Origin of the sequence: Bradyrhizobium nanningense (genome assembly GCF_004114535.1) — a bacterium.
GTDB lineage: Bacteria > Pseudomonadota > Alphaproteobacteria > Rhizobiales > Xanthobacteraceae > Bradyrhizobium > Bradyrhizobium nanningense.
In genome coordinates, this window is record NZ_LBJC01000024.1 from 539989 (window position 1) to 560397 (window position 20409).

Consider the following 20409-nt stretch of genomic DNA (forward strand, 5'->3'; position numbering starts at 1 on the left):
GTCTTCGCTTTTGGGGTCGTCGCCGGGAAAATCAATCCGGCCAGTAGACCGTTCCCTACGGGAACGGCAAGTCTACATCACCATTTTGGGTCCACATCAGGTCCCTGGGATGTAGGCACGAAATCTTGCCCGGCCAATGGCGCCTTTTGGCACAGCACTGAGTGTAGCGCGTTTTATGCTTAAGGGGAAACCCGATCCTGCCCGGAAATCGCGTATCTTCAATCGTTTAAGGCGCTATTTTACGAAAATGGCAGGATGACCGTCACAGGTGTCGGCGCGGCCCGAATCCCCGCCCGGGACCGTTCGTCCTTGTGGAACGAGGCGGCCCTATGTTAGCCAACCGCCGCGAAATTCAGCCCAAATCGGGTAAGGAGAGACTCTCATGACCAACGGTAACGGCACCCCTCCCGAGGCGGCCCAGGCTCCCCAGCTCAACGTGCTGGCGCAATATACCAAGGACCTGTCGTTCGAAAATCCGAACGCGCCCAGCTCACTCCAGCAGCAGAGCCAGCCGCCCCAGATCAACATCCAGATCAACGTCAGCGCCAACAATCTCAGCGAACAGGAGTTCGAGGTGACGCTGTCGGTCGAGGGCAAGGCCGAGACCGCGGGTAAGATCATGTTCTCGTTCGAGCTCGCTTATGCCGGCGTGTTCCGCATCGCCAACGTGCCGAAGGAGAATCTGCATCCGCTGGTCATGATCGAGTGCCCGCGCCTGCTCTTCCCGTTCGCGCGCGAGATCATCGCGACCGCGGTGCGCGACGGCGGGTTCCCGCCGCTGATGCTGGATCCGGTCGACTTCGTCGGTCTCTATCGCCAGAACATGGAGCGGCAAATGGCCGCCCAGGGTGGTGGCCAGACCGGCCAAGCCTAAATCTGGGCTAACCGTCCGAAGCAGCAGCTGGAGCGACGAGATACTCGTTCCAGATCGCCTTGTCGCCGAGCGTTGCTATGAAGGCCCGGTGGGCCTCGCGCTCGGCGTCCGACGTCCGCGGCGCAAGCGGCACCAGGCGCTGCCGCCGCGGCGCATCGCCGGCCGCATTGACGCGAATCTCCTGAGCTTCCGACGCCAGGAGCAGCCGCGACTGCCGCGCTCCGACCAGATCGACATAGACCTCGGCCAGCAGCTCGGCGTCCAGCAGCGCGCCGTGCTTGGTGCGGTGTGAATTGTCGATTGCATAGCGCGAGCAGAGATCGTCGAGGCGGTTCGACACGCCCGGATGCTTGCGCCGCGCCAGCAGCAGCGTATCGACAAGCCGCTCACGCGGGATCGCCGCGCGCTTGATCCTGTCGAGCTCGGCGTTGATGAAGCCGATGTCGAACGAGGCGTTGTGGATCACCAGCGGCGCATCGCCGATGAACTCCAGAAACGCATCGACGACCTCGTGGAACAGCGGCTTGGTCGACAGGAATTCGGCCGACAGCCCGTGCACCGCGAAGGCTTCCGCCGGCATGTCCCTCTCAGGATTGATATAGACGTGATACGACTGGCCCGTCGGCATGCGGTTGAGGATCTCGACGCAGCCGATTTCGACCAGACGATCGCCGCGAAGCGGATCGAGGCCGGTAGTTTCGGTGTCGAGGACGATTTCGCGCATGTCTTGGCGTCAGTGTCTTGAGATCAATGTCGTGAGAGCCGTGTGAGGCGGCGAATCAGGTTCGCCGCTGCGGCATCTTAACGACCTCGGCCAGGATGTGCGCGATTTGCGCCCGCACCGGCTCAAGTCCGTGCGAGGTATCCACCACGAAATCGGCCCGCTTGCGCTTCTCGGCATCGGGCGTCTGCTTGGCGATGATGGCATCGAGCTTGGCTTCATCCATTGTGCCCCGCGCCAGCACCCGTTCGCGCTGGAGTTCCGGCGAGGTCGACACCACGACCACGGCATCCACCCGCTTCTCGCCGCCGGTCTCGAACAGGAGCGGGATGTCCAGCACCACGACCGGCGCCTTGGCGGCCTCGGCCTCAGCGAAGAATTTTTGCCGGGAGGCGCCGAGCATCGGATGAACGATCTGCTCGAGCTGCTTGATCGCGGCGGGATCGTGCACGACGCGCGCCGACAGTTTTGGCCGGTCCACCTTGCCGTTGACGGTGGTGCCGGGGAAAGCAGCCTCGATCGCGGGCGCCGCTTCGCCCTCGTAGAGCCGATGCACGGCGGCATCGGCGTCGTAGACGGGCACGCCGGCCTCCGCGAACAGTTTCGCGGTGGTGGATTTTCCCATCCCGATCGAGCCGGTCAGTCCCAGGATCCGCATCAGCGCCCAGCCATCTCCGTCATTCACACCGCAACTAGCCGTTCACGCCGCAGGAACGCAAGCAGCGGCAGCAGCGGCAGGCCGAGAATGGTGAAATGATCGCCCTCGATGCGCTCGAACAAATGGATGCCCAGACCCTCGAGCTGATAGGCGCCGACGCTGGTCGTGACGGCGTCGCCGGCAGCGTCCAGATAGGCTGAAAGCTCGCTCTCGGTCATCTCACGCATGGTCATGCGGGCGATCGAGACGTCCTCGAAAACAATCTTGCCGTCATGCGCCACGGCCACTGCGGAATTCAACTCGTGGCTGTTGCCGGCAAGATCGCGCAATTGCGCCAATGCCTGCGAACGGCCCGTGGGCTTGTTGAAGAGACGGTAGCCAAGCGCCAGCGTCTGATCGGCGCCGATCACGTAGCTCCCGGGATGACGGGCGCAGACCGCCTTGGCCTTTTCGCGCGCCAGCAGCAGGGCGATCTCGCGTGGATTTGAAAGCTCTGAAGCGGCCTGAATACCGCGTTCGTCGATATCGGCGGTAACAGCCTTGAACTCCAGCCCGGCATTGGCCAGCAGCAGCTTTCGCGCGCTGCTCTGCGAGGCCAGGATCAACGGAGATGTGCCGAGCCACAGACCCATTGCGCAAACTATTCGGAAGGTCGGTTGCGTTGGCGATCGCTGTAGAGCTTCATGATCGCCGCCGCGGTTTCCTCGATCGAGCGACGCGTGACGTCCAGCAATGGCCAATCGTGCTTGGCGCTGAGCTTGCGCGCAAAAGCGACTTCCTCGGTGACCGATTGCTTGTCGGTGTAGGTGTCGCTGCCGGACTCCGCTCCCATCGAGAGCAGGCGATTCTGACGAATCTGGATCAGGCGTTCCGGCGTCGCGTGCAGGCTGACGACCAGCGGCCGCGTCAGCGTCTCCAATTGCGAGGGCACCGGAATGCCCGGAACCAGTGGCACGTTGGCGGTGCGGATGCCGCGATTGGCGAGATAAATCGACGTCGGCGTTTTCGAGGTGCGGGACACGCCGACCAGGACGACGTCGGCATCGTTGAGGCCATCGACATGCTGACCGTCGTCGTGGATCATCGTGTAGTTCAGCGCGTCGATACGCTTGAAATATTCCGCGTTGAGGACGTGCTGAGCGCCGACGCGGCCCGTGGTCGCAGCCCCGAGATAGGCTTCGAACAGCTGCATCACCGGGCCGATGATCGACAGGCTCGGAACATTGATCTCCTTGCACTTGTCCTCGAGCCTGGAGACCAGGTCCTTCTCCAGCAGCGTGAACAGCACGATCCCCGGGGCTTCCTCGATCTCGTCGAGCACGCGATCGAGCTGCTTCTGGCTGCGCACCAGCGGATAGACATGCTCGACCGGCGTCACGTTGGCGTATTGGGCGGCAACCGCGCGGGCCACGGTGATCAGCGTCTCGCCGGTGGAATCGGAGACGAGGTGCAGATGGAAATAATTGTTCGAGGTCGGCACAAAAACTCTTGGGATGAGGGCGGGACGGATTGTGGATTTCTGTGGAGCTTAACCCCTTGGAAAGGGATGTGCGACACCAGGGGCGGGACAAGGGCCAATTTTCTTCACACCGCTGCCGGTCTGAACAAGTTCGCCGGCCCGCCGTGACGAAAAAGGGATTGCGCGGACAACCCCCTTGATAAGCTGCCGACAGAAAGGCGCAAGCCTTTGAAGCTGGTCGGCTTATCGCAAAGCGCCAAGAGCAATCCGGATATGTTGATGGGTGTGAAAAAGCGCGCGTGAACCCGCGGATGGAATTGCATGAGTCCAATCCACGGTCACATAGACTCAGACCTTAAGAATCTAAGATTCTAGATTTGAGGAAGGCGCTACGGACGGATATGTGTGCACGGTGAGACCTTAACGAGTTCTTACTATCCCCAGTTCCCTTCACTGGGCAGAAGCCGGACCCGCGAAAATGTTCGAAGACGTCTATCTCTGGATCAAGGCGCTGCATGTGATCGCCGTCATCGCCTGGATGGCGGGCATGCTCTATCTGCCGCGGCTGTTCGTCTATCATTCCGAGGCCGAGATCGGCTCGAAGCAGTCGGAAACGTTCAAGGTGATGGAACGCCGGCTGCTCAAGGCCATCATCAACCCCGCCATGATCGTCACCTGGCTCGCCGGGCTCTATCTCGCCTGGTCCGGCCATTGGTTCTCGTTCGGCTGGCTGCACGTAAAACTGGCACTGGTCCTGGCGATGTCTGCGGTCCACGGCTTTTTTTCCCGCTGGCTGAAGGATTTCGCCGCCGACCGGCGCCCGCGGACCCAGAAATTCTATCGAATTATCAATGAAGTGCCGACCGTCCTGATGATTTTCATCGTCATCATGGTGATCGTGAAGCCGTTCTAGGCAAGGCGCCTGACGATTAGCTCAGTGCTTCGGCTTGCGGAGCAGGAAGCGATTTTCTATATTGTCGATATCCCACCCAACGCAGGCGGATGTGGTTGTGTCTGAGCTTTCCAGAGGCCGGACACCGCATCAGGTTTGAAGCCTCACCGGCACTCTCCTTGCCAGACCTGCGGACTTTCTCTTCTCACGTCCGCATTTCAGAGCCTCCTCGCACCCCCCTCCTAGGTTACCCCACAGGACCACCCCAATGCGGGAAATTAAACTCGAAGACCTCAAGTCCAAAACGCCAGCCGAGCTCGTCTCGTTTGCGGAGGAGAATGGGGTCGAGAACGCCAGCACGATGCGCAAACAGGAGCTGCTGTTTGCGATCCTCAAGCAGCTCGCACTCGCCGAGACCGACATTGTCGGCCAGGGCGTGGTCGAAGTGCTCTCCGATGGCTTCGGTTTCCTCCGCTCGCCCGATGCGAATTATCTGCCGGGCCCCGACGACATCTACGTTTCGCCGTCGCAGATCCGTCGCTTCGGCCTGCGCACCGGCGACACCATCGAAGGCCATATTCGCAGCCCGAAGGAGGGCGAGCGCTATTTCGCGCTGCTGAAGGTCAACACGCTCAATTTCGAGGATCCGGAAAAGGCCAAGCACAAGGTCAATTTCGACAACCTCACGCCGTTGTTTCCAAATCAGCGTTTCCGCATGGAAATCGACGATCCGACGCGCAAAGACCTGTCTGCACGCGTGATCGACATCGTCGCTCCCATCGGCAAGGGCCAGCGCGCATTGATCGTTGCGCCGCCACGCACGGGTAAAACCGTGCTGATGCAGAACATCGCGCACTCGATCACGCATAACCATCCCGAGTGCTATCTGATCGTGCTCTTGATCGACGAGCGTCCGGAAGAAGTCACGGACATGCAGCGCTCGGTGAAGGGCGAGGTCGTGTCGTCGACCTTCGACGAGCCGGCGGTGCGCCACGTCCAGGTCGCCGAGATGGTGATCGAAAAAGCAAAGCGTCTGGTCGAGCATGGCCGTGACGTCGTGATCCTGCTCGATTCGATCACGCGTCTCGGCCGCGCCTACAACACGGTGGTGCCGTCATCCGGCAAGGTGCTGACCGGCGGTGTCGACGCCAACGCACTGCAGCGCCCCAAGCGCTTCTTCGGTGCCGCCCGTAACATCGAGGAGGGCGGCTCGCTGACCATCATCGCGACCGCGCTGGTCGATACCGGCAGCCGCATGGACGAAGTCATCTTCGAAGAGTTCAAGGGCACCGGTAACTCGGAACTGATCCTGGACCGCAAGGTCTCGGACAAGCGCACCTTCCCGGCGATCGACATTTCGCGCTCCGGCACCCGCAAGGAGGAGCTCATCACCGATCCGCAGGTGCTCAAGAAGATGTACGTGCTGCGCCGCATCCTCAATCCGATGGGCACGATGGATGCGATCGACTTCCTGCTCGACAAGCTGCGCTCGACCAAGAGCAATTCGGAGTTCTTCGACTCCATGAACACCTGAGTGCGGTGCAACATAGTCTGTTCAAGTTCAAAGGGCGCCTCCGGGCGCCCTTTTTGTTGTGCGGGCTTTGTTGCAGATGATACGCAGCATGGAAGGCGGTATGATGCCGGGGCTGCTATTCAATTAATATGTTGATTTATATAAGTAATCGTTGAAATCCCGCGGTCCATCGAGAAAGGTGTCGGGATTAATTGCAGCAAAATTCCCTGATATATTGCTGTGCAATATTAGGAATTTTTGCAGCATACAGCGCAGCAAATCGTGCCGTCTTGTCGCCGGAACGGGTATTTGCCTTTTGATCGGCAGCCGGACAAATAGGCCATGCATCCGCGAGACCAGACCATCTTTGCGTTGTCGTCCGGCCGGGCGCCGAGCGCGATCGCCGTGGTCCGCGTGTCGGGACCTCAGGCTGGCCAGATACTGACGACGCTTGCGGGCAAGCTGCCGGCACCGCGGCAGGCCAGCCGCCGGCTGCTCCGCGACAGGGCTGGCCAGCCGATCGACGATGCGGTGGTGCTCTGGTTTCCAGGACCGGGCAGCGCGACCGGCGAGGACGTCGCCGAATTTCACGTCCATGGCGGACGCGCGGTGCTGGCGGCGCTGCTTGCCTCTATTTCGGTTATTCAGAATACGCGGGCGGCCGAGCCAGGTGAATTCACCCGACGTGCGTTCGAGAACGGCAAGCTCGATCTCACCGAGGCCGAGGGTCTCGACGATCTCATCCACGCCGATACCGACCGGCAGCGGCGCCAGGCGCTGCGGCAATTGCAGGGCCTGCTTGGCGACCGCGCGCGCGACTGGCGCGAACGAATTATCGAGGCGTCGGCGCTGATCGAAGCCGGCATCGATTTTTCCGACGAAGGCGATGTGCCGGCAGAATTGCGGGCTCCGGCGGTGAAGGCGATCGCAGCGCTGCATGACGAAATCAAAGAAGTCCTTGCGGCACAGGGACATTCTGAACGCCTTCGCGACGGGCTCGTGGTCGCGATCGCGGGTGAGCCGAATGTCGGCAAGTCGACGCTAATGAACCAGCTCGCGCGCCGCGAGGTCGCGATCGTCTCGCCGCATGCCGGCACGACGCGCGACGTGATCGAGATCCAGCTCGACCTCGACGGCTACCCCGTCACAATCATCGACACCGCGGGCATCCGCGAGACCGACGATCCGGTCGAGCAGGAGGGCGTGCGCCGGGCGCGGGCGCGGGCCGAGGATGCCGACCTGGTGTTGTGGCTGGTCGAGTCCGAGCAAGCCGTGGATCCGGAGACGATGCGGACGCTTCGGAATTCCGGGAGGGATAGTGATCGGTCCGGTGGCCCGGTCTGGATCATCCGCAACAAGATCGATCTGGGCAGAGCCGGAGGCGCTGCCGTGCGCGATGAGTTTGCGATCTCGGCGCGTGAGGGCGATGGCATCCCGGAGCTGGTTGAGGCCCTCGTTGAATTCGCGGCCGAGTTCTTCGCAACCAGCGAGGGCGCCGTTGTGACCAGGGCGCGCCAGCGGGAGCTGTTGAGTCGCGCGTTGGACAGCTTGCGCCGGAGCCTTGAGCTTGTAGAAGAGGGCGAAGAGCTGGCCGCTGAGGAATTGCGAGCGGCCGCTTATGCCTTGGGCCGGCTGCTGGGCCGGGTCGACGTCGAGGACGTTCTGGGGGCCATCTTCCAGAAGTTTTGCATTGGAAAGTAGCTCTAGTTCTTCAATGTAGAACTAGCACTTGTTCCATTCCTTATGTTTCACGTGAAACGGGTCAGGTTCGCGACGTTTGTTTCACGTGAAACAGGAGCTGCCGTAACAGTCTCTTCGCTCTCTCCTTAGTGTACCCCGACTCAGCTCGCAGCTTCTGAGCCCCGGCTCGGCGCAGCAACGCGCGCGTTGCTGCCGGTCCGGGACACGGGCAGAGGACTATGGGCGTGCTTTGCTGCGGAAGAGCGCGGGTGGTTCCCATCGAATTCAGACATCTTGGGCCGCCAACCGAACTTGGTTTCACGTGAAACGTGGCTGTCCATTTGCGTCCGCGGGAAGAGCAGTCGCAACAACGATCTTTCTACTGTGTTCTCGCGAAATCGATTTCCGCTCCGAAACCGCCCCGTTTCACGTGAAACATCCACCTTCCAGTTTCCGCTTCCGGCTTTCCCGCCTCTGAGCTAGAAGTCCGCTCATGCGAACAGAGCGAGAGAGCTTCGACGTCATCGTGATTGGCGGCGGTCACGCCGGCTGTGAAGCCGCAGCTGCGTCTGCCCGGATGGGCGCGACGACCGCGCTGGTGACGCACCGCTTTTCCACGGTCGGCGCGATGTCCTGCAATCCCGCTATCGGCGGTCTCGGCAAGGGGCATCTTGTGCGGGAGGTCGATGCGCTCGATGGTCTGATGGGCCGCGTGGGCGATGCCGGCGGCATCCAGTTTCGCGTGCTCAATCGTCGCAAGGGTCCGGCTGTCCGTGGTCCTCGGGCTCAGGCTGACCGAAAACTCTATGCGGCGGCCATGCAGGCCGCGATCCGGGAGACCGAGGGACTGTCCGTCATTGAAGGCGAGGCCGACGAGCTGATCGTGGCCGATGGCCGGGTGACGGGACTTCGCCTGGCGGACGGCCGGGAGCTTCGGGCAGGGGCTGTGGTGGTCACCACCGGCACCTTCCTGCGTGGTCTCATTCATCTCGGCGAGAAGAATTGGCCGGCCGGCCGTGTCGGTGAGGCCCCGGCGATGGGTCTTTCCACGTCCTTTGAGCGTGCCGGCTTCGCCCTGGGACGGCTCAAGACCGGTACGCCGCCGCGTCTGGACGGCACCACGATCGATTGGTTCGCGGTCGAGATGCAGCCCGGAGACGAACCGCCGGAGCCATTCTCGGTCATGACCGAGCGGATCACGACCCCGCAGATCCAGTGCGGCATCACCCGGACCACGGCCGCCACCCATGAGGTGATCCGGGCCAATGTTCATCGCTCGCCGATGTACTCCGGTCAGATCAAGAGCTCCGGGCCGCGCTATTGCCCCTCGATCGAGGACAAGATCGTCCGCTTCGGCGACCGCGACGGCCATCAGATCTTCCTGGAGCCGGAAGGGCTCGATGACAGCACGGTCTATCCCAACGGCATCTCGACCTCGCTCCCCGAAGAGGTCCAGCTCGCGATCCTCGCCAGCATCCCTGGTCTGGAGCGGGTGAAGATGGTCCGTCCGGGCTATGCCATCGAGTACGACCACATCGATCCCCGTGAGCTTGATCCGACCCTCCAGACCAAGCGTCTGCGCGGTCTGTTCCTGGCGGGGCAGATCAACGGCACCACCGGATACGAAGAGGCGGCAGGGCAGGGCATCGTCGCCGGCCTGAACGCGGCGCTTGCTGCGAGCGGGGCGGCGCTGACGGTGTTCGATCGTGCCGACGGCTATCTCGGTGTGATGATCGACGACCTGGTCACCCGCGGGATCAGCGAACCCTATCGGATGTTCACCTCGCGGGCCGAGTACCGGCTCACGCTGCGGGCGGACAATGCGGATCAGCGTCTGAGCGAGAAGGGCATCGCCCTGGGATGTGTTGGAAACGCCCGGACCTTCCACCATCGCGCCAAGATGGACGCGCTGAATGCAGCCAGGACGCTCTCGAAGTCGCTGACGATCACCCCGAACGAGGCGATCAAGCGCGGATTGTCCCTGAACCGCGACGGCCAGCGCCGGTCGGCCTTCGAGCTGATGGCCTATCCGGAGATCGGCTGGAGCCAGGTCCGAACGATCTGGCCTGAGCTGGCGGGGATCGATCCTGTCATCGCGACTCATCTTGAGATCGACGCCAAGTACGATGTCTATCTTGAGCGCCAGAGCGCCGACGTCGATGCCTTCAGGCGCGACGAGGGACTGGTGCTCACAGAGGTCGATTACAGCCTCGTCCCCGGTCTCTCCAACGAGGTGCGGGCCAAGCTGGAGAAGGCGCGGCCGTTCACCGTCGGCCAGGCCGGCCGGATTGACGGCATGACGCCGGCTGCGCTCGGCATCCTCGCCGCCTATCTTCGGCGTGAGGCACGAAAGTCCTCCAAGGCCATCGCATAGGTTTCACGTGAAACAGCGCGGACCGGGCAGGGACAAAGAGCTATCGCGACGTGCCGGAGTAGGTGAGGGCGGGGCCAAGCCGAAGTTCGGCAAAGCCAGCGCCAATGATCAGGCGCTCGATTCCATCATCGCCGCCGACAAGCGCGCAGCACTGAAGCTCGCGCCCGTTTCACATGAAACGGAAGCCCGGCTCGACCGCTACATCGCACTGCTGCGGGAGTGGCAGGCCAAGACCAATCTGGTCGCGCCCTCGACCTTGCCGCACCTCTGGACGCGGCACATCGCCGATTCGCTTCAACTCGTCGATCTTGCGCCGATTGCAAAACGCTGGGCCGATCTTGGCAGCGGTGGCGGCTTTCCCGGCGTCGTCCTGGCCTGTGCCATGGCCGAGACCCCCGGCGCCAGCGTCCATCTCGTCGAGCGGATCGCCAAGAAGGCTGCGTTTTTGCGCGAAGCGATCCGCGTCACCACATCTCCGGGAGTCGTACATCTCGCTGAGATCGGGGATAATGTGGATAGAATCACTGGCCCCGTCGATTGCGTCACCGCGCGTGCGCTGGCTCCGCTACATCAGCTCATCGGCTTTGCGGAGCCGCTGATGCGCCAGGGCGCAAAGGCGTTATTTCCTAAGGGTCAAGATGTAGAGGCCGAATTGACCGAAGCCGCTAAATATTGGAATATTACGCCTCAGCTCCACCAAAGCCGCACGGGTGACGGCTGGATCGTGGAGCTCAACGCCGCCGAACGGCGCAGCTGAGGCTTCAGGGGCTGAGTGGGGAAATTCGATGACCGTGATTGACGAGCCGCAGCAAGAGCAGACCCAGGAACCGACCAGCGAGGTACCGCACGGCCATCCGCGCATCCTGGCACTGGCGAACCAGAAGGGCGGCGTGGGAAAAACAACCACAGCGATTAACTTGGGTACGGCACTCGCGGCAATCGGCGAACGCGTCCTGGTCGTCGATCTCGATCCCCAGGGCAACGCCTCGACCGGCCTCGGCATCGACCGCCGCAACCGCTCCTGCTCGACCTATGACGTGCTGGTTGGCGAAGCCGCCTTGCGCGAAGCTGTGGTCTCGACCGCGGTGCCGCGGCTGCACATCGCGCCCTCGACGATGGATCTCTCCGGTCTCGAGCTCGAGCTCGGCACCACACCCGGCCGCGCCTTCAAGCTGCGCGATGCCATCGGTGCGCTCAACAACAATGTCTCGCCGGATGCCGACTACACCTATGTGCTGATCGACTGCCCGCCCTCGCTCAACCTGCTCACGGTGAACGCGATGGCGGCCTCCGATGCGATCCTGGTGCCGCTGCAGTGCGAGTTCTTCGCGCTCGAAGGTCTGTCGCAATTGCTGCAGACGGTGGAGCAGGTGCGCTCGACGCTCAATCCGAACCTGTCGATCCACGGCATCGTGCTGACCATGTTCGACTCGCGCAACAACCTCTCGAACCAGGTCGTCGCCGACGTCCGCCAGTTCATGGGCGAGAAGGTCTACAAGACCATGATCCCGCGCAACGTACGCATCTCGGAGGCGCCGTCCTACGGCAAGCCGGTGCTGGTCTACGATCTCAAATGCGTCGGCAGCGAAGCATATCTGCGGCTCGCCACCGAAGTGATCCAGCGCGAGCGCGAGCTGCGCACGACGCATTGACGGTGCGTAGGGTGGGTTAGCGTAGCGTAACCCACCAGGTCTCTCGCCCCCGGACTAACCAATGGTGGGTTACGCTGCGCTAACCCACCCTACGATTTGAAATTCAGTTCTGGAGTGCTGCACCGTGAATCCAAGGGAGCTGGCGATGGCCGATGAAGCGCGTTCGCGACTGGGCCGGGGACTTGCAAGTCTGATCGGTGATGTCGGCGGCGAGGCCCAGCACGTCGATCGTCCGCGCGCGCAGCGCAAGGTGCCGATCGAATTCATCAAGGCCAATCCGCGCAATCCGCGCCGCACCTTTTCGGACGCCGAGCTGAAGGAGCTCAGCGAGTCCATTAGGCAGCATGGCGTGATCCAGCCGATCGTGGTGCGTCCGGTGAAGGGCGCACAGGACCGCTTTGAGATCATCGCCGGCGAGCGACGCTGGCGCGCCTCGCAGATGGCCGGCCTGCACGAAGTGCCGGTCGTCCCGGTCGACATCAGCGACAGCGACGCGCTGGAGTTCGCGATCGTCGAGAACGTGCAGCGCGAGGACCTCAACCCGATGGAAGAGGCGCAGGGTTATCACGCGCTCGCCAACGAGTTCAAACGCAGCCAGGACGAGATCGCAAAGGTCGTCGGCAAGAGCCGCAGCCACGTCGCCAACATGATGCGGCTGACAAAGCTGCCAGCGGAGGTGCAGGCTTTCATCGCGACCGGCGAGCTGACGGCCGGTCACGCTCGCGCACTGATCGGCGTGCCGGATCCGCTCGCCGCCGCCAAGCGCATCGTCGAGGAGGGACTCAACGTCCGCCAGGCCGAAGCGCTCGCGCATGAAGAGGGCGTGCCGGAGCGCAAGCCGCAAAAGGCGCGCAGCACGGGGGGCAAGGAAAAGGACCCCGACACGATCGATCTGGAGAAGCGCGTCAGCGATGCGCTCGGCCTCAAGGTCACCGTCAATCACCGCGACCCCGGCGGCTCGGTCCAGATCAACTACCGCAACCTCGATCAGCTCGACGAGGTGATGAAGCGGCTCGCCAAGGGCGCGCTGTAGGTTTCGCCCTCGTTCCGCGGCGCCGGGCGAAAACCGGATCGCGCGGCCCGTTCAGTCTATCTCCCTCACCCTGAGGAGCCGCGAAGTGGCGTCTCGAAGGGCGAGGGCCACAGGCGGGCCTGCATCCTTCGAGACGCGCGCAAGAGCGCGCTCCTCGGGATGAGGAATTACCGCCATCATTGTGATATGCGACTCTCTCCCCACGTCATTGCGAGGAGCACTTGCGACGAAGCAATCCAGAATCTTTCCGCGGAGGGATCCTGGATTGCTTCGCTTCGCTCGCAATGACGGGGAGACAGTGAGAGCCTTAATTAACCCCGCCGCTTCGCGTTCGCCGCGATCGCCATCAGTGTGCGCTGGGCGATGGCGGCGGCGAGCGTCGATTGCTTGCGGGTGTCGAGCGCGGCGGTCGCGAGCTGCTCGATGACGGCGGCGAGCTTCGCCACGCTAAAATTGCGCAGCGCGGTTTCGACCGCGGGCTTTCGCGAGAAATGCAGGCGCGGATAGCCGCCGTCGAGCACGGCGGAGGCAGGCTGGCCGTCGGCGATGGCCAGCGCGGATTTGTGCAGCCACGCCGCCTGGCGCTGCGCGGCGGAGATGATTACACCGGGATAGGTGCCGGCGATCATCGCCTTGGCGAATTCGGTCTCGACGATGTCGGGCCGCCCGGCAAAGGCGCCGTCGACGATCGGATCGAGCTTCAGCTCGGAGGCGTCCGCAACCACGGCCATCACGTCGTCCAGCGTCACCTCGCCTTTGCCATGGGCGTAGAGCGTCAGCTTGCGCAGTTCGTTGCGCGAGGCTTGGCGGTCGCCGCCGAGGAACGACATCAGCGCCGCGCGGGCATCCTGTGCGATGCGCAGATTAGCGATGCGCAACTCGTCTTCCATGAGCTTGCCGAGATCGCGCTCGGTGTCGGGATAGCAGCCGATCGCCACCGCCGTCTTGGCCTTTTCGCAGGCCTTTCGCAGCGGCGATTCCGGGCGGAGCTCGCCGGCCTCGATCACGATGCGGCAATCCCTGACGTTCATCTCGGCCAGCGTGTCGATTCCGCCGGCAAAGCTGCGCGAGCCGGCGCGCACGCGAATCGCGCGGCGGCCGCCGAACAGCGGCACCGTCATCGCCTCGTCGACGAGGCGCGATGGCTCGGCGGAAAGCTCGTCGCCGTCGAGCTTGACCAGGGAAAACGGATCGTTGGGATCATCGACGGCGGAAGCGATCAACGCATCGGCACGCTCGCGCACGAGGCCGGCATCGGGACCGTAGAGCAGGATGATCGGACGGCCCGCATCGGGGCGGGCGAGGAAGCTGTCGATCTCTTTTCCGCGCAGTGCGACCATCGGGCCCAATCGTCATTCCGGGGCGCGCGAAGCGCGAATCCGGAATCTCGATATACAATCTCTGGATTCCGGGTTCACGCTTGGCGCGCCCCGGAATGACTGGAGTGACTTACGTGCCCGCGGTGAAGAACGAGGCGAGCCGGGTCGTGATGTTCTCGGCAATCTCGTTGGCGGCACGATCCTCCGCATCGCGCACGGCGCGGTTGCGGGAGAAGCGCTGATAGGATCCCGGCATGTCGTAGGACACGCGCGAGAAAGTCGAGCCGGTCATGACGGACTTGCCGGTTGCGGCGTCGATCAGATTGTATTGGGCGTCGATGCCGTAATTTTCGTTGGTCGGCAGTCCCGTCGCGGTGCTGACGATCAATGAGGAGCGGGTGGTGGTGAACCGGATGTCCAGCCGGTGGGTCGGCGGCATGCCCGTCGCCGAGCCGTAAAGCTTGAAAGCAAGCGCGTTGCGGATCTCGACGCCGACGCGGGCCTCGCGGGAGGCATTGGGCTTGCTGATCGGGGGCAGCTCGACACCCATCAGCTTCTCGCGCAGGCCGGGGGTGCCGTCGTTTCGCTCGGCATACATCGGCTGGAAGCAGCCGGCCGTCAACGCGGCCAGGGCGGCGACCGCCAGCAAGCGGGCTGCGATGCGGATCCTAGCCGACAACATTTACGATCCTCTTGGGGACGATGATCACCTTGCGGACGGGCTTGCCGTCCAGGGCCAGCTTTACCGCATCGAGGGCCAAAACGGCAGCCTCGATTTCCGGATTCTGGGCCGCTGTTGCAACTGTGACCTCGCCCCGCTTCTTGCCATTGACCTGGACCACCAGGGTCACGCTGTCTTCAACCAGCAAATCGCGTTCGATTTGGGGCCAATTGGCCTCGGAAACCAGCCCGCTCTGGCCCAGAACCTGCCAGCACTCCTCGGCGAGGTGCGGCATCATCGGGGAGAACAGCTGGACCAGGATCTGGCCGGCTTCCCGCACTGTCCAGGCTAAGTCGGCCGCAGGCTGCCCGGGACGCTGCAGGATCTCCGAGAAGCTATTGGCGAATTCGCGGATATGGGCGAGGCAGACGTTGAAGTGCAGCCGCTCGATCCCAGTGGTGACTTTGTCCAGCGCACCATGGGCCGCCTTGCGCAAGGCGGTGGCGTCCGGGCCGAAGCTGGCCGGCCGGGCCGCCGGCGCGCTCTTGCCGAGCTCGACGGAATCGTTCACCAGCCGCCACAGCCGCTGCACGAAGCGCGAGGCGCCCTGGACGCGCTCGTCGCTCCAGATCACGTCGCGGTCGGGCGGGGAGTCCGACAGCATGAACCAGCGGGCGACGTCGGCGCCATAGGTCTCGATGATGTCGTCGGGGTCGACCGTGTTCTTCTTCGACTTCGACATCTTCTCAATCGGGCCGATCGTGATGTCTTCGCCTGTGCCAAGCAGCGTGGCGCGGCGCCCGTTGCCGCCGACTTCGACCTTGACGTCGGCCGGCTGCACATAGGTACCGTCGGCCTTCTGGTAGGTCTCGTGCACCACCATGCCTTGCGTGAACATGCCGGCGAACGGCTCGTCGAGCGCAATGTGTCCGGTCGCCTTCATCGCGCGGGTGAAGAAGCGGCTGTAGAGCAGATGCAGGATCGCGTGCTCGACGCCGCCGATATATTGGTCGACCGGCAGCATCCGGTTGGCGACCGCGGGCGTGGTCGGCGCGTTCTCGTTCCAGGGATCGGTGAAGCGCGCGAAATACCAGGACGAATCCACGAAGGTGTCCATGGTGTCGGTTTCGCGCTGGGCTTTGCCGCCGCATTTCGGGCAGGTGACGTGCTTCCAGGTCGGATGATGGTCGAGCGCGTTGCCCGGCCTGTCGAAGGTCGCGTCGTCAGGCAGCTTCACCGGCAGGTCGGCATCCGGTACCGGCACCACATCGCATTTCGGGCAATGAATGACGGGAATTGGGCAGCCCCAATAGCGCTGGCGCGAAATGCCCCAGTCGCGCAGGCGGAAATTGACCTGCCGCTCGCCGACGGGCGCGTTGCCGCGCAGCTCGCTTTCCAGACGTTTTGCGACCTCGTCCTTGGCCTGCTCGATGGTCATGCCGTCGAGGAAGCGCGAATTGATCATGCGGCCGTCACCGTCATAGGCGGTGTCGGTGATGACGAACGACTTCGGGTCCTGCCCTTCCGGGCAGACCACGGGCGTGTTGCCGAGACTGTACTTGTTGACGAAGTCGAGGTCGCGCTGGTCATGCGCGGGGCAGCCAAAGATCGCACCGGTGCCATATTCCATCAGCACGAAATTGGCGACATAGACCGGCAGCTTCCAGCTCGGATCGAACGGATGCACCGCGCGGATGCCGGTGTCGAAACCCTGTTTCTCCGCGGTGTCGATGATTTCCTGCGCGGTACCCATCTTCTTGATCTCGGCGATGAACTCCGCGAGTTTCGGGTTCTTCGCGGCCGCAGCCTGCGCCAGCGGATGATCCGCCGAGATCGCCATGAATTTCGCGCCGAACAGCGTATCCGGGCGCGTCGTGAAGATCTTCAGCTCGCTCTCGCCGGCCGGCGTCGTCGCCGCATCCAGGGCGAAGCGGACAAGCAAGCCCTCCGAGCGGCCGATCCAGTTGCGCTGCATCAGCCGCACCTTGTCCGGCCAGCGGTCCAGCGTATCCAGCGCCGACAGGAGTTCCTGCGAGTATTTCGTGATCTTGAAGACCCACTGATTCATCTCGCGCTGTTCGACGACAGCGCTTGAACGCCAGCCGCGGCCGTCGATCACCTGCTCGTTGGCGAGCACGGTCATGTCGACGGGGTCCCAGTTCACCTTGCGCTTCTCGCGCTCGGCGAGGCCTTCGCGCAGGAAGTCCAGAAACATCTTCTGCTGGTGCTTGTAATAGGAGGGATCGCAGGTCGCGATCTCCCGGGACCAGTCCAGCGACAGCCCGATCGAGCGGAGCTGTTTCTTCATCGCGGCGATGTTGTCGTAGGTCCAGGCCTTCGGCGCGACCTTGCGTTCGATCGCGGCATTCTCGGCCGGCAGGCCAAACGCGTCCCATCCCATCGGGTGCAGCACGTTGAACCCCTTGGCGCGCATGAAGCGGGCCAGCACGTCGCCGAGCGTGTAATTCCGGACATGGCCGATATGGATGCGCCCGGACGGGTAGGGGAACATCTCAAGCACATAATATTTCGGCCGCGAATCATCGTTCTTGGAGACGAAGATCGCCTGTTCGTCCCAGAGGCGTTGCCAGCGCGGTTCGGCGTCGCGGGCGTTATAGCGTTCGGAGGTCATGGAATCGTTGGGGTTTTCGTGGGTTCGGCCGTGTCAAGACGGCGGACTAGGCCATAGAAGTCCTCAAGGGGTCAATGGGTTGCCGCGATTTGGAACCATGGCCGTCGCCTCCGCATAACTACGAGGATCGGTGTTGGCGTGTGATTAAGAGCTCGATGCCAATTTGCGGCCCGACAGGACCCGCATGACCGCGATGGATTCGAGCTTCGACGATCCCGACTACGACTATGCCGCCTCCATCGCCGGACGGGCGATGCGCAGCATGGCCGAACAGCGGATTGCGCCGACCCCGGCCAATTTTGCGGTCTGGTACCAATATTTCGCGGGCAGCCATGACGATCTGCGCAACGCGATCGATCTCCTGATCGACCACAATCGTCCGTTCGACGCCCGAACCAATCAAGACCTGTTCGAGACCTATGTCGCGCCCCAGGTGAGCGCCATCGCGGTCGACACCTCCGAGCGGCTGCAGGCACTGATGGGAGCGGCCAAGGAATTTCTGGCGACCGCGATCGCTGACAATCATTCGCAGATGCAGGTCATCAGCGAGGTAGCGGACCAAGGCAAGGCCGGCGTCGATCCGAAGGCGCTGGTCGCCCAGCTCATGAACGAGCTGGCCCGGGCCGCCACACGAGCGACGCGGCTGGAAGCGGGCTTTGCGGAAAAGACCCGCGAGCTTGACGTGATCCGCGATTCGCTCTCGCGCTCCGAGGAGCGCGCCCGGACGGACACGCTGACGGGCCTTGCAAACCGGCGCGCGCTCGACGAATTCCTGCGCAAGGCGCAGGCGACCGCTTCATGGGGCGAGCCGCTCAGCGTGCTGATGCTCGACATCGACCACTTCAAGGCCTTCAACGACAATTTCGGCCACGGCGTTGGCGACCAGGTGCTGCGCCTGATGGCGAAGGTGCTGCGAGAAAAGGTCCGCGAGCAGGATCTGCCGGCCCGCTATGGCGGCGAGGAGCTGATCGCGGTGCTGCCGGACGCCGATCTCGCCACTTGCGCCGAGATCGCCGAGCGCATCAGGCGTGCGCTCGCCGAATGCACGATCACGCGCCGCTCGACCGGCGAGATCCTGCCCAACATCAGCGTGTCGATCGGTGTGGCGCAGTACCGGGCCGGCGAAGCGATCACCGATTTCATCGAGCGCTGCGACCGCGCGCTCTATCTCGCCAAGGGCAGCGGCCGCAATCGCGTGGTGACGGAAGCCGAGCTCGATCGCACGGGAGCTGCGGGTTAGGCGCTGGCCGCCATCATCATGTCCGCCGCGCCGCTCTCGATCGCCTGGATGCCGTGCTCGACGACATTGTTGCGGCCGCGGTGCTTGGCGGCGTAGAGCGCGGCGTCGGCGGCTTCGATCAAGTCGCCGGGGCGCAGACTTTCGTTGGGCTTGGTCGCGGCCACGCCGATCGAGACAGTGACGATCATATGGGCTGAGGTGATGTGCGGCAGGCATAGCTTCAGCACGGCCGCGCGCACCTGTTCGCCGATTTTCACGGCGCCATTCACATCGGTGTTCGGCAGCAGCAGGCAGAATTCCTCGCCGCCATAGCGCGCCGCAAAGCCCATCGTGTCGGCGGCGATGCCGGACAGCGATTCGCCGAGCCTGGTCAGACAGGAATCGCCTTCGAGATGACCATAGGTGTCGTTGAACAGCTTGAAATGGTCGACGTCGATCATCAGCAGCGCGAGGTCGCTGCCATATTGCTGCGCACGCATCCATTCGAAGTCGAGCCGGCTCTGGAAGCCGCGGCGGTTGGCGAGGCCGGACAGCATGTCGATCGAGGCCATCACCGTCAGCCGGTCGTTGCTCGCGATCAGCTCGCGCTCGCGCTGGCTCAGTTGTGCGGCCATCGCGTTGAACGCGCGGGCCAGGGGCACGAACTCGGCCGGCAGGCGATTGCGCGCCGCGCGGGCCGACAGGTCGCCCTCACCGAGGCGCTTGGCCATGTCGACGAGCATCTCGATCGGCTTGATGACGAGCTTTTCGGCAGCGATCAGCGCGCCGAGAAGGACGAACACGACGACGAAAGCGAGCTGGAGATAGGCGGTGCGGATGTCGCGGCTGACCGCCGCGGACACCTTGTCTTCGTCGATGCTGGCGATCAGGCGGGCATTGGTGCCGGCGATGCGGATGTAGCTGACCGCGCGGCGCGAGCCGTCGGCGGCGAGGAAAGACAGTGAGCCCTCGTCCTGGTTCGACCGCAGCGCCCGGTCGGCGATGGCCGACATCAGCGGCATGTTGTCGAGGGGACGGCCGACAGCGCTGTGCTGATCGGCCGGCGCGGCCAGCACGGTGCCTGTGCTGTCGACCAGCACGGCGGTGATGCCGGCGCGTCCGCCCAAATTGCTCATCACCTTCGACATCCAGTCGAGGTTGACCGTGGCGAGCACGACGGCATCGGCGACGCCGCTGAACGCGGACACCGGGTAGACTGCCATGACGGTCGGTGACGGTACCGGGCGCGACAGGATGAAATCGCTCAGCACGAAGCGGCCGCTCTCCTGGGCCTGCTGAAAGTAGGGCCGGTCGCTGAGGTCGAGGCCGACATACATGTTATTGGTGGCGCATTGGATGCGTCCGTCCTGGCCGGCGATCAAAAGCGTGCGGATCCAGGGCAGGTTCGACGGCAGGCTCGCGCGTAGCACGTCGCAACTCTTGCTGACGCCGCCTGCGGAGGCGCGAATGAAGGCTTCCGATTTCAGGATGGTCTCGACCGATGAGATCACCTCGCGCTGCGCATCGGCGCTGTGCCTTGCGACGGTGGTGAATTCAACCGTGGCCTGCGCGATCTGCCGGGTGCGGGTGTCTTCGAGCGAACGGATGCGCTCGAGCATCAAGGGTGCCACCAGAATCACCGCGAGCAACGCAAGCCGCGCCCGGATTCCGAGAACCTGCTTGAGTTTCGCTCGCTTGCGGTTGAGACTGATGCTGGCCATC

General features: G+C 63.4%; 17 protein-coding genes. 9 read left to right on the plus strand and 8 right to left on the minus strand.

Annotation, left to right across the window (positions count from 1 at the left end; translation table 11 throughout):
- Positions 1–382: 382 nt before the first annotated feature.
- Positions 383–874 (plus strand): protein-export chaperone SecB, encoded by a 492-nt coding sequence (gene secB / locus XH84_RS20130; RefSeq protein WP_128921099.1) that lies wholly within the window; start codon positions 383–385, stop codon positions 872–874.
- A 7-nt stretch (positions 875–881) separates the two neighbouring features.
- Here secB and dnaQ read toward each other — a convergent pair whose 3' ends face one another.
- Genes dnaQ through XH84_RS20150 form a run of 4 tightly spaced genes read right to left on the minus strand, consistent with a single transcriptional unit; the run spans position 882 to position 3733 of the window.
- Complete coding sequence (gene dnaQ / locus XH84_RS20135; RefSeq protein WP_128921098.1) at positions 882–1598, minus strand: DNA polymerase III subunit epsilon; 717 nt, start codon at positions 1596–1598, stop codon at positions 882–884.
- Between the two features lie 55 nt (positions 1599–1653).
- On the minus strand, positions 1654–2253 hold the full coding sequence (coaE, locus tag XH84_RS20140; RefSeq protein WP_128921233.1) for a dephospho-CoA kinase: 600 nt from the start codon (positions 2251–2253) through the stop codon (positions 1654–1656).
- A 23-nt stretch (positions 2254–2276) separates the two neighbouring features.
- Positions 2277–2885 carry a Maf family nucleotide pyrophosphatase gene (locus XH84_RS20145; protein ID WP_128921097.1) on the minus strand — a complete coding sequence of 203 codons (609 nt, stop codon included), beginning with the start codon at positions 2883–2885 and terminating at the stop codon, positions 2277–2279.
- An 8-nt stretch (positions 2886–2893) separates the two neighbouring features.
- Positions 2894–3733, minus strand: a complete 840-nt coding sequence (locus XH84_RS20150) for a pyruvate, water dikinase regulatory protein (RefSeq protein ID WP_128921096.1) — start codon at positions 3731–3733, stop codon at positions 2894–2896.
- 457 nt (positions 3734–4190) lie between these two features.
- Between XH84_RS20150 and hemJ the strand changes: the two genes are divergently transcribed.
- The 7 genes from hemJ (at position 4191) to XH84_RS20190 (ending at position 12856) form a co-directional block, all read left to right on the plus strand.
- Complete coding sequence (hemJ, locus tag XH84_RS20160) at positions 4191–4625, plus strand: protoporphyrinogen oxidase HemJ (RefSeq protein WP_128921095.1); 435 nt, start codon at positions 4191–4193, stop codon at positions 4623–4625.
- 247 nt (positions 4626–4872) lie between these two features.
- Positions 4873–6138 (plus strand): transcription termination factor Rho, encoded by a 1266-nt coding sequence (gene rho, locus XH84_RS20165; RefSeq protein ID WP_008133567.1) that lies wholly within the window; start codon positions 4873–4875, stop codon positions 6136–6138.
- Positions 6139–6459: 321 nt separating this feature from the next.
- Complete coding sequence (gene mnmE / locus XH84_RS20170) at positions 6460–7818, plus strand: tRNA uridine-5-carboxymethylaminomethyl(34) synthesis GTPase MnmE (protein ID WP_128921094.1); 1359 nt, start codon at positions 6460–6462, stop codon at positions 7816–7818.
- A gap of 472 nt (positions 7819–8290) precedes the next feature.
- Complete coding sequence (gene mnmG / locus XH84_RS20175; protein ID WP_128921093.1) at positions 8291–10171, plus strand: tRNA uridine-5-carboxymethylaminomethyl(34) synthesis enzyme MnmG; 1881 nt, start codon at positions 8291–8293, stop codon at positions 10169–10171.
- 124 nt (positions 10172–10295) lie between these two features.
- A complete protein-coding gene (gene rsmG, locus XH84_RS20180) occupies positions 10296–10928 on the plus strand; it encodes a 16S rRNA (guanine(527)-N(7))-methyltransferase RsmG (protein ID WP_128921232.1) in 633 nt (210 codons plus the stop codon).
- Between the two features lie 28 nt (positions 10929–10956).
- Positions 10957–11823: a ParA family protein gene (locus tag XH84_RS20185; RefSeq protein WP_128921092.1), complete on the plus strand. Its 867-nt coding sequence runs from the start codon at positions 10957–10959 to the stop codon at positions 11821–11823.
- A 145-nt stretch (positions 11824–11968) separates the two neighbouring features.
- Entirely contained in the window at positions 11969–12856 is an 888-nt protein-coding gene (locus tag XH84_RS20190; RefSeq protein ID WP_164936470.1) for a ParB/RepB/Spo0J family partition protein, read from the plus strand.
- Between the two features lie 311 nt (positions 12857–13167).
- On the opposite strand, the gene holA is transcribed toward XH84_RS20190, so the two are convergent.
- The 3 genes from holA to leuS form a co-directional block, all read right to left on the minus strand.
- Complete coding sequence (gene holA / locus XH84_RS20195; protein ID WP_128921090.1) at positions 13168–14196, minus strand: DNA polymerase III subunit delta; 1029 nt, start codon at positions 14194–14196, stop codon at positions 13168–13170.
- Positions 14197–14305: 109 nt separating this feature from the next.
- Positions 14306–14857: an LPS assembly lipoprotein LptE gene (lptE, locus tag XH84_RS20200; RefSeq protein WP_128921089.1), complete on the minus strand. Its 552-nt coding sequence runs from the start codon at positions 14855–14857 to the stop codon at positions 14306–14308.
- Positions 14844–17468, minus strand: coding sequence for a leucine--tRNA ligase (gene leuS, locus XH84_RS20205; RefSeq protein ID WP_128921088.1), 2625 nt, complete (start codon positions 17466–17468; stop codon positions 14844–14846). Before leuS ends, lptE begins: the two co-directional genes overlap by 14 nt.
- Before the next feature lie 193 nt (positions 17469–17661).
- Here leuS and XH84_RS20210 point away from each other — a divergent pair, with 193 nt between their 5' ends.
- Positions 17662–18708, plus strand: a complete 1047-nt coding sequence (locus XH84_RS20210) for a GGDEF domain-containing protein (RefSeq protein WP_181769648.1) — start codon at positions 17662–17664, stop codon at positions 18706–18708.
- Here XH84_RS20210 and XH84_RS20215 read toward each other — a convergent pair.
- Complete coding sequence (locus tag XH84_RS20215) at positions 18705–20408, minus strand: diguanylate cyclase domain-containing protein (RefSeq protein ID WP_128921087.1); 1704 nt, start codon at positions 20406–20408, stop codon at positions 18705–18707. The genes XH84_RS20210 and XH84_RS20215 overlap by 4 nt on opposite strands.
- Between the last annotated feature and the right edge of the window lies 1 nt (position 20409).

Coding starts and splice junctions, on each gene's coding strand:
- secB (WP_128921099.1), top strand. CDS start 383: ATGACCAACGGTAACGGCACCCCTCCCGAGGCGGCCCAGGCTCCCCAG.
- dnaQ (WP_128921098.1), bottom strand. CDS start 1,598: ATGCGCGAAATCGTCCTCGACACCGAAACTACCGGCCTCGATCCGCTT.
- coaE (WP_128921233.1), bottom strand. CDS start 2,253: ATGCGGATCCTGGGACTGACCGGCTCGATCGGGATGGGAAAATCCACC.
- XH84_RS20145 (WP_128921097.1), bottom strand. CDS start 2,885: ATGGGTCTGTGGCTCGGCACATCTCCGTTGATCCTGGCCTCGCAGAGC.
- hemJ (WP_128921095.1), top strand. CDS start 4,191: ATGTTCGAAGACGTCTATCTCTGGATCAAGGCGCTGCATGTGATCGCC.
- rho (WP_008133567.1), top strand. CDS start 4,873: ATGCGGGAAATTAAACTCGAAGACCTCAAGTCCAAAACGCCAGCCGAG.
- mnmE (WP_128921094.1), top strand. CDS start 6,460: ATGCATCCGCGAGACCAGACCATCTTTGCGTTGTCGTCCGGCCGGGCG.
- mnmG (WP_128921093.1), top strand. CDS start 8,291: ATGCGAACAGAGCGAGAGAGCTTCGACGTCATCGTGATTGGCGGCGGT.
- XH84_RS20185 (WP_128921092.1), top strand. CDS start 10,957: ATGACCGTGATTGACGAGCCGCAGCAAGAGCAGACCCAGGAACCGACC.
- XH84_RS20190 (WP_164936470.1), top strand. CDS start 11,969: ATGGCCGATGAAGCGCGTTCGCGACTGGGCCGGGGACTTGCAAGTCTG.
- holA (WP_128921090.1), bottom strand. CDS start 14,196: ATGGTCGCACTGCGCGGAAAAGAGATCGACAGCTTCCTCGCCCGCCCC.
- lptE (WP_128921089.1), bottom strand. CDS start 14,857: ATGTTGTCGGCTAGGATCCGCATCGCAGCCCGCTTGCTGGCGGTCGCC.
- leuS (WP_128921088.1), bottom strand. CDS start 17,468: ATGACCTCCGAACGCTATAACGCCCGCGACGCCGAACCGCGCTGGCAA.
- XH84_RS20210 (WP_181769648.1), top strand. CDS start 17,662: ATGGATTCGAGCTTCGACGATCCCGACTACGACTATGCCGCCTCCATC.
- XH84_RS20215 (WP_128921087.1), bottom strand. CDS start 20,408: ATGGCCAGCATCAGTCTCAACCGCAAGCGAGCGAAACTCAAGCAGGTT.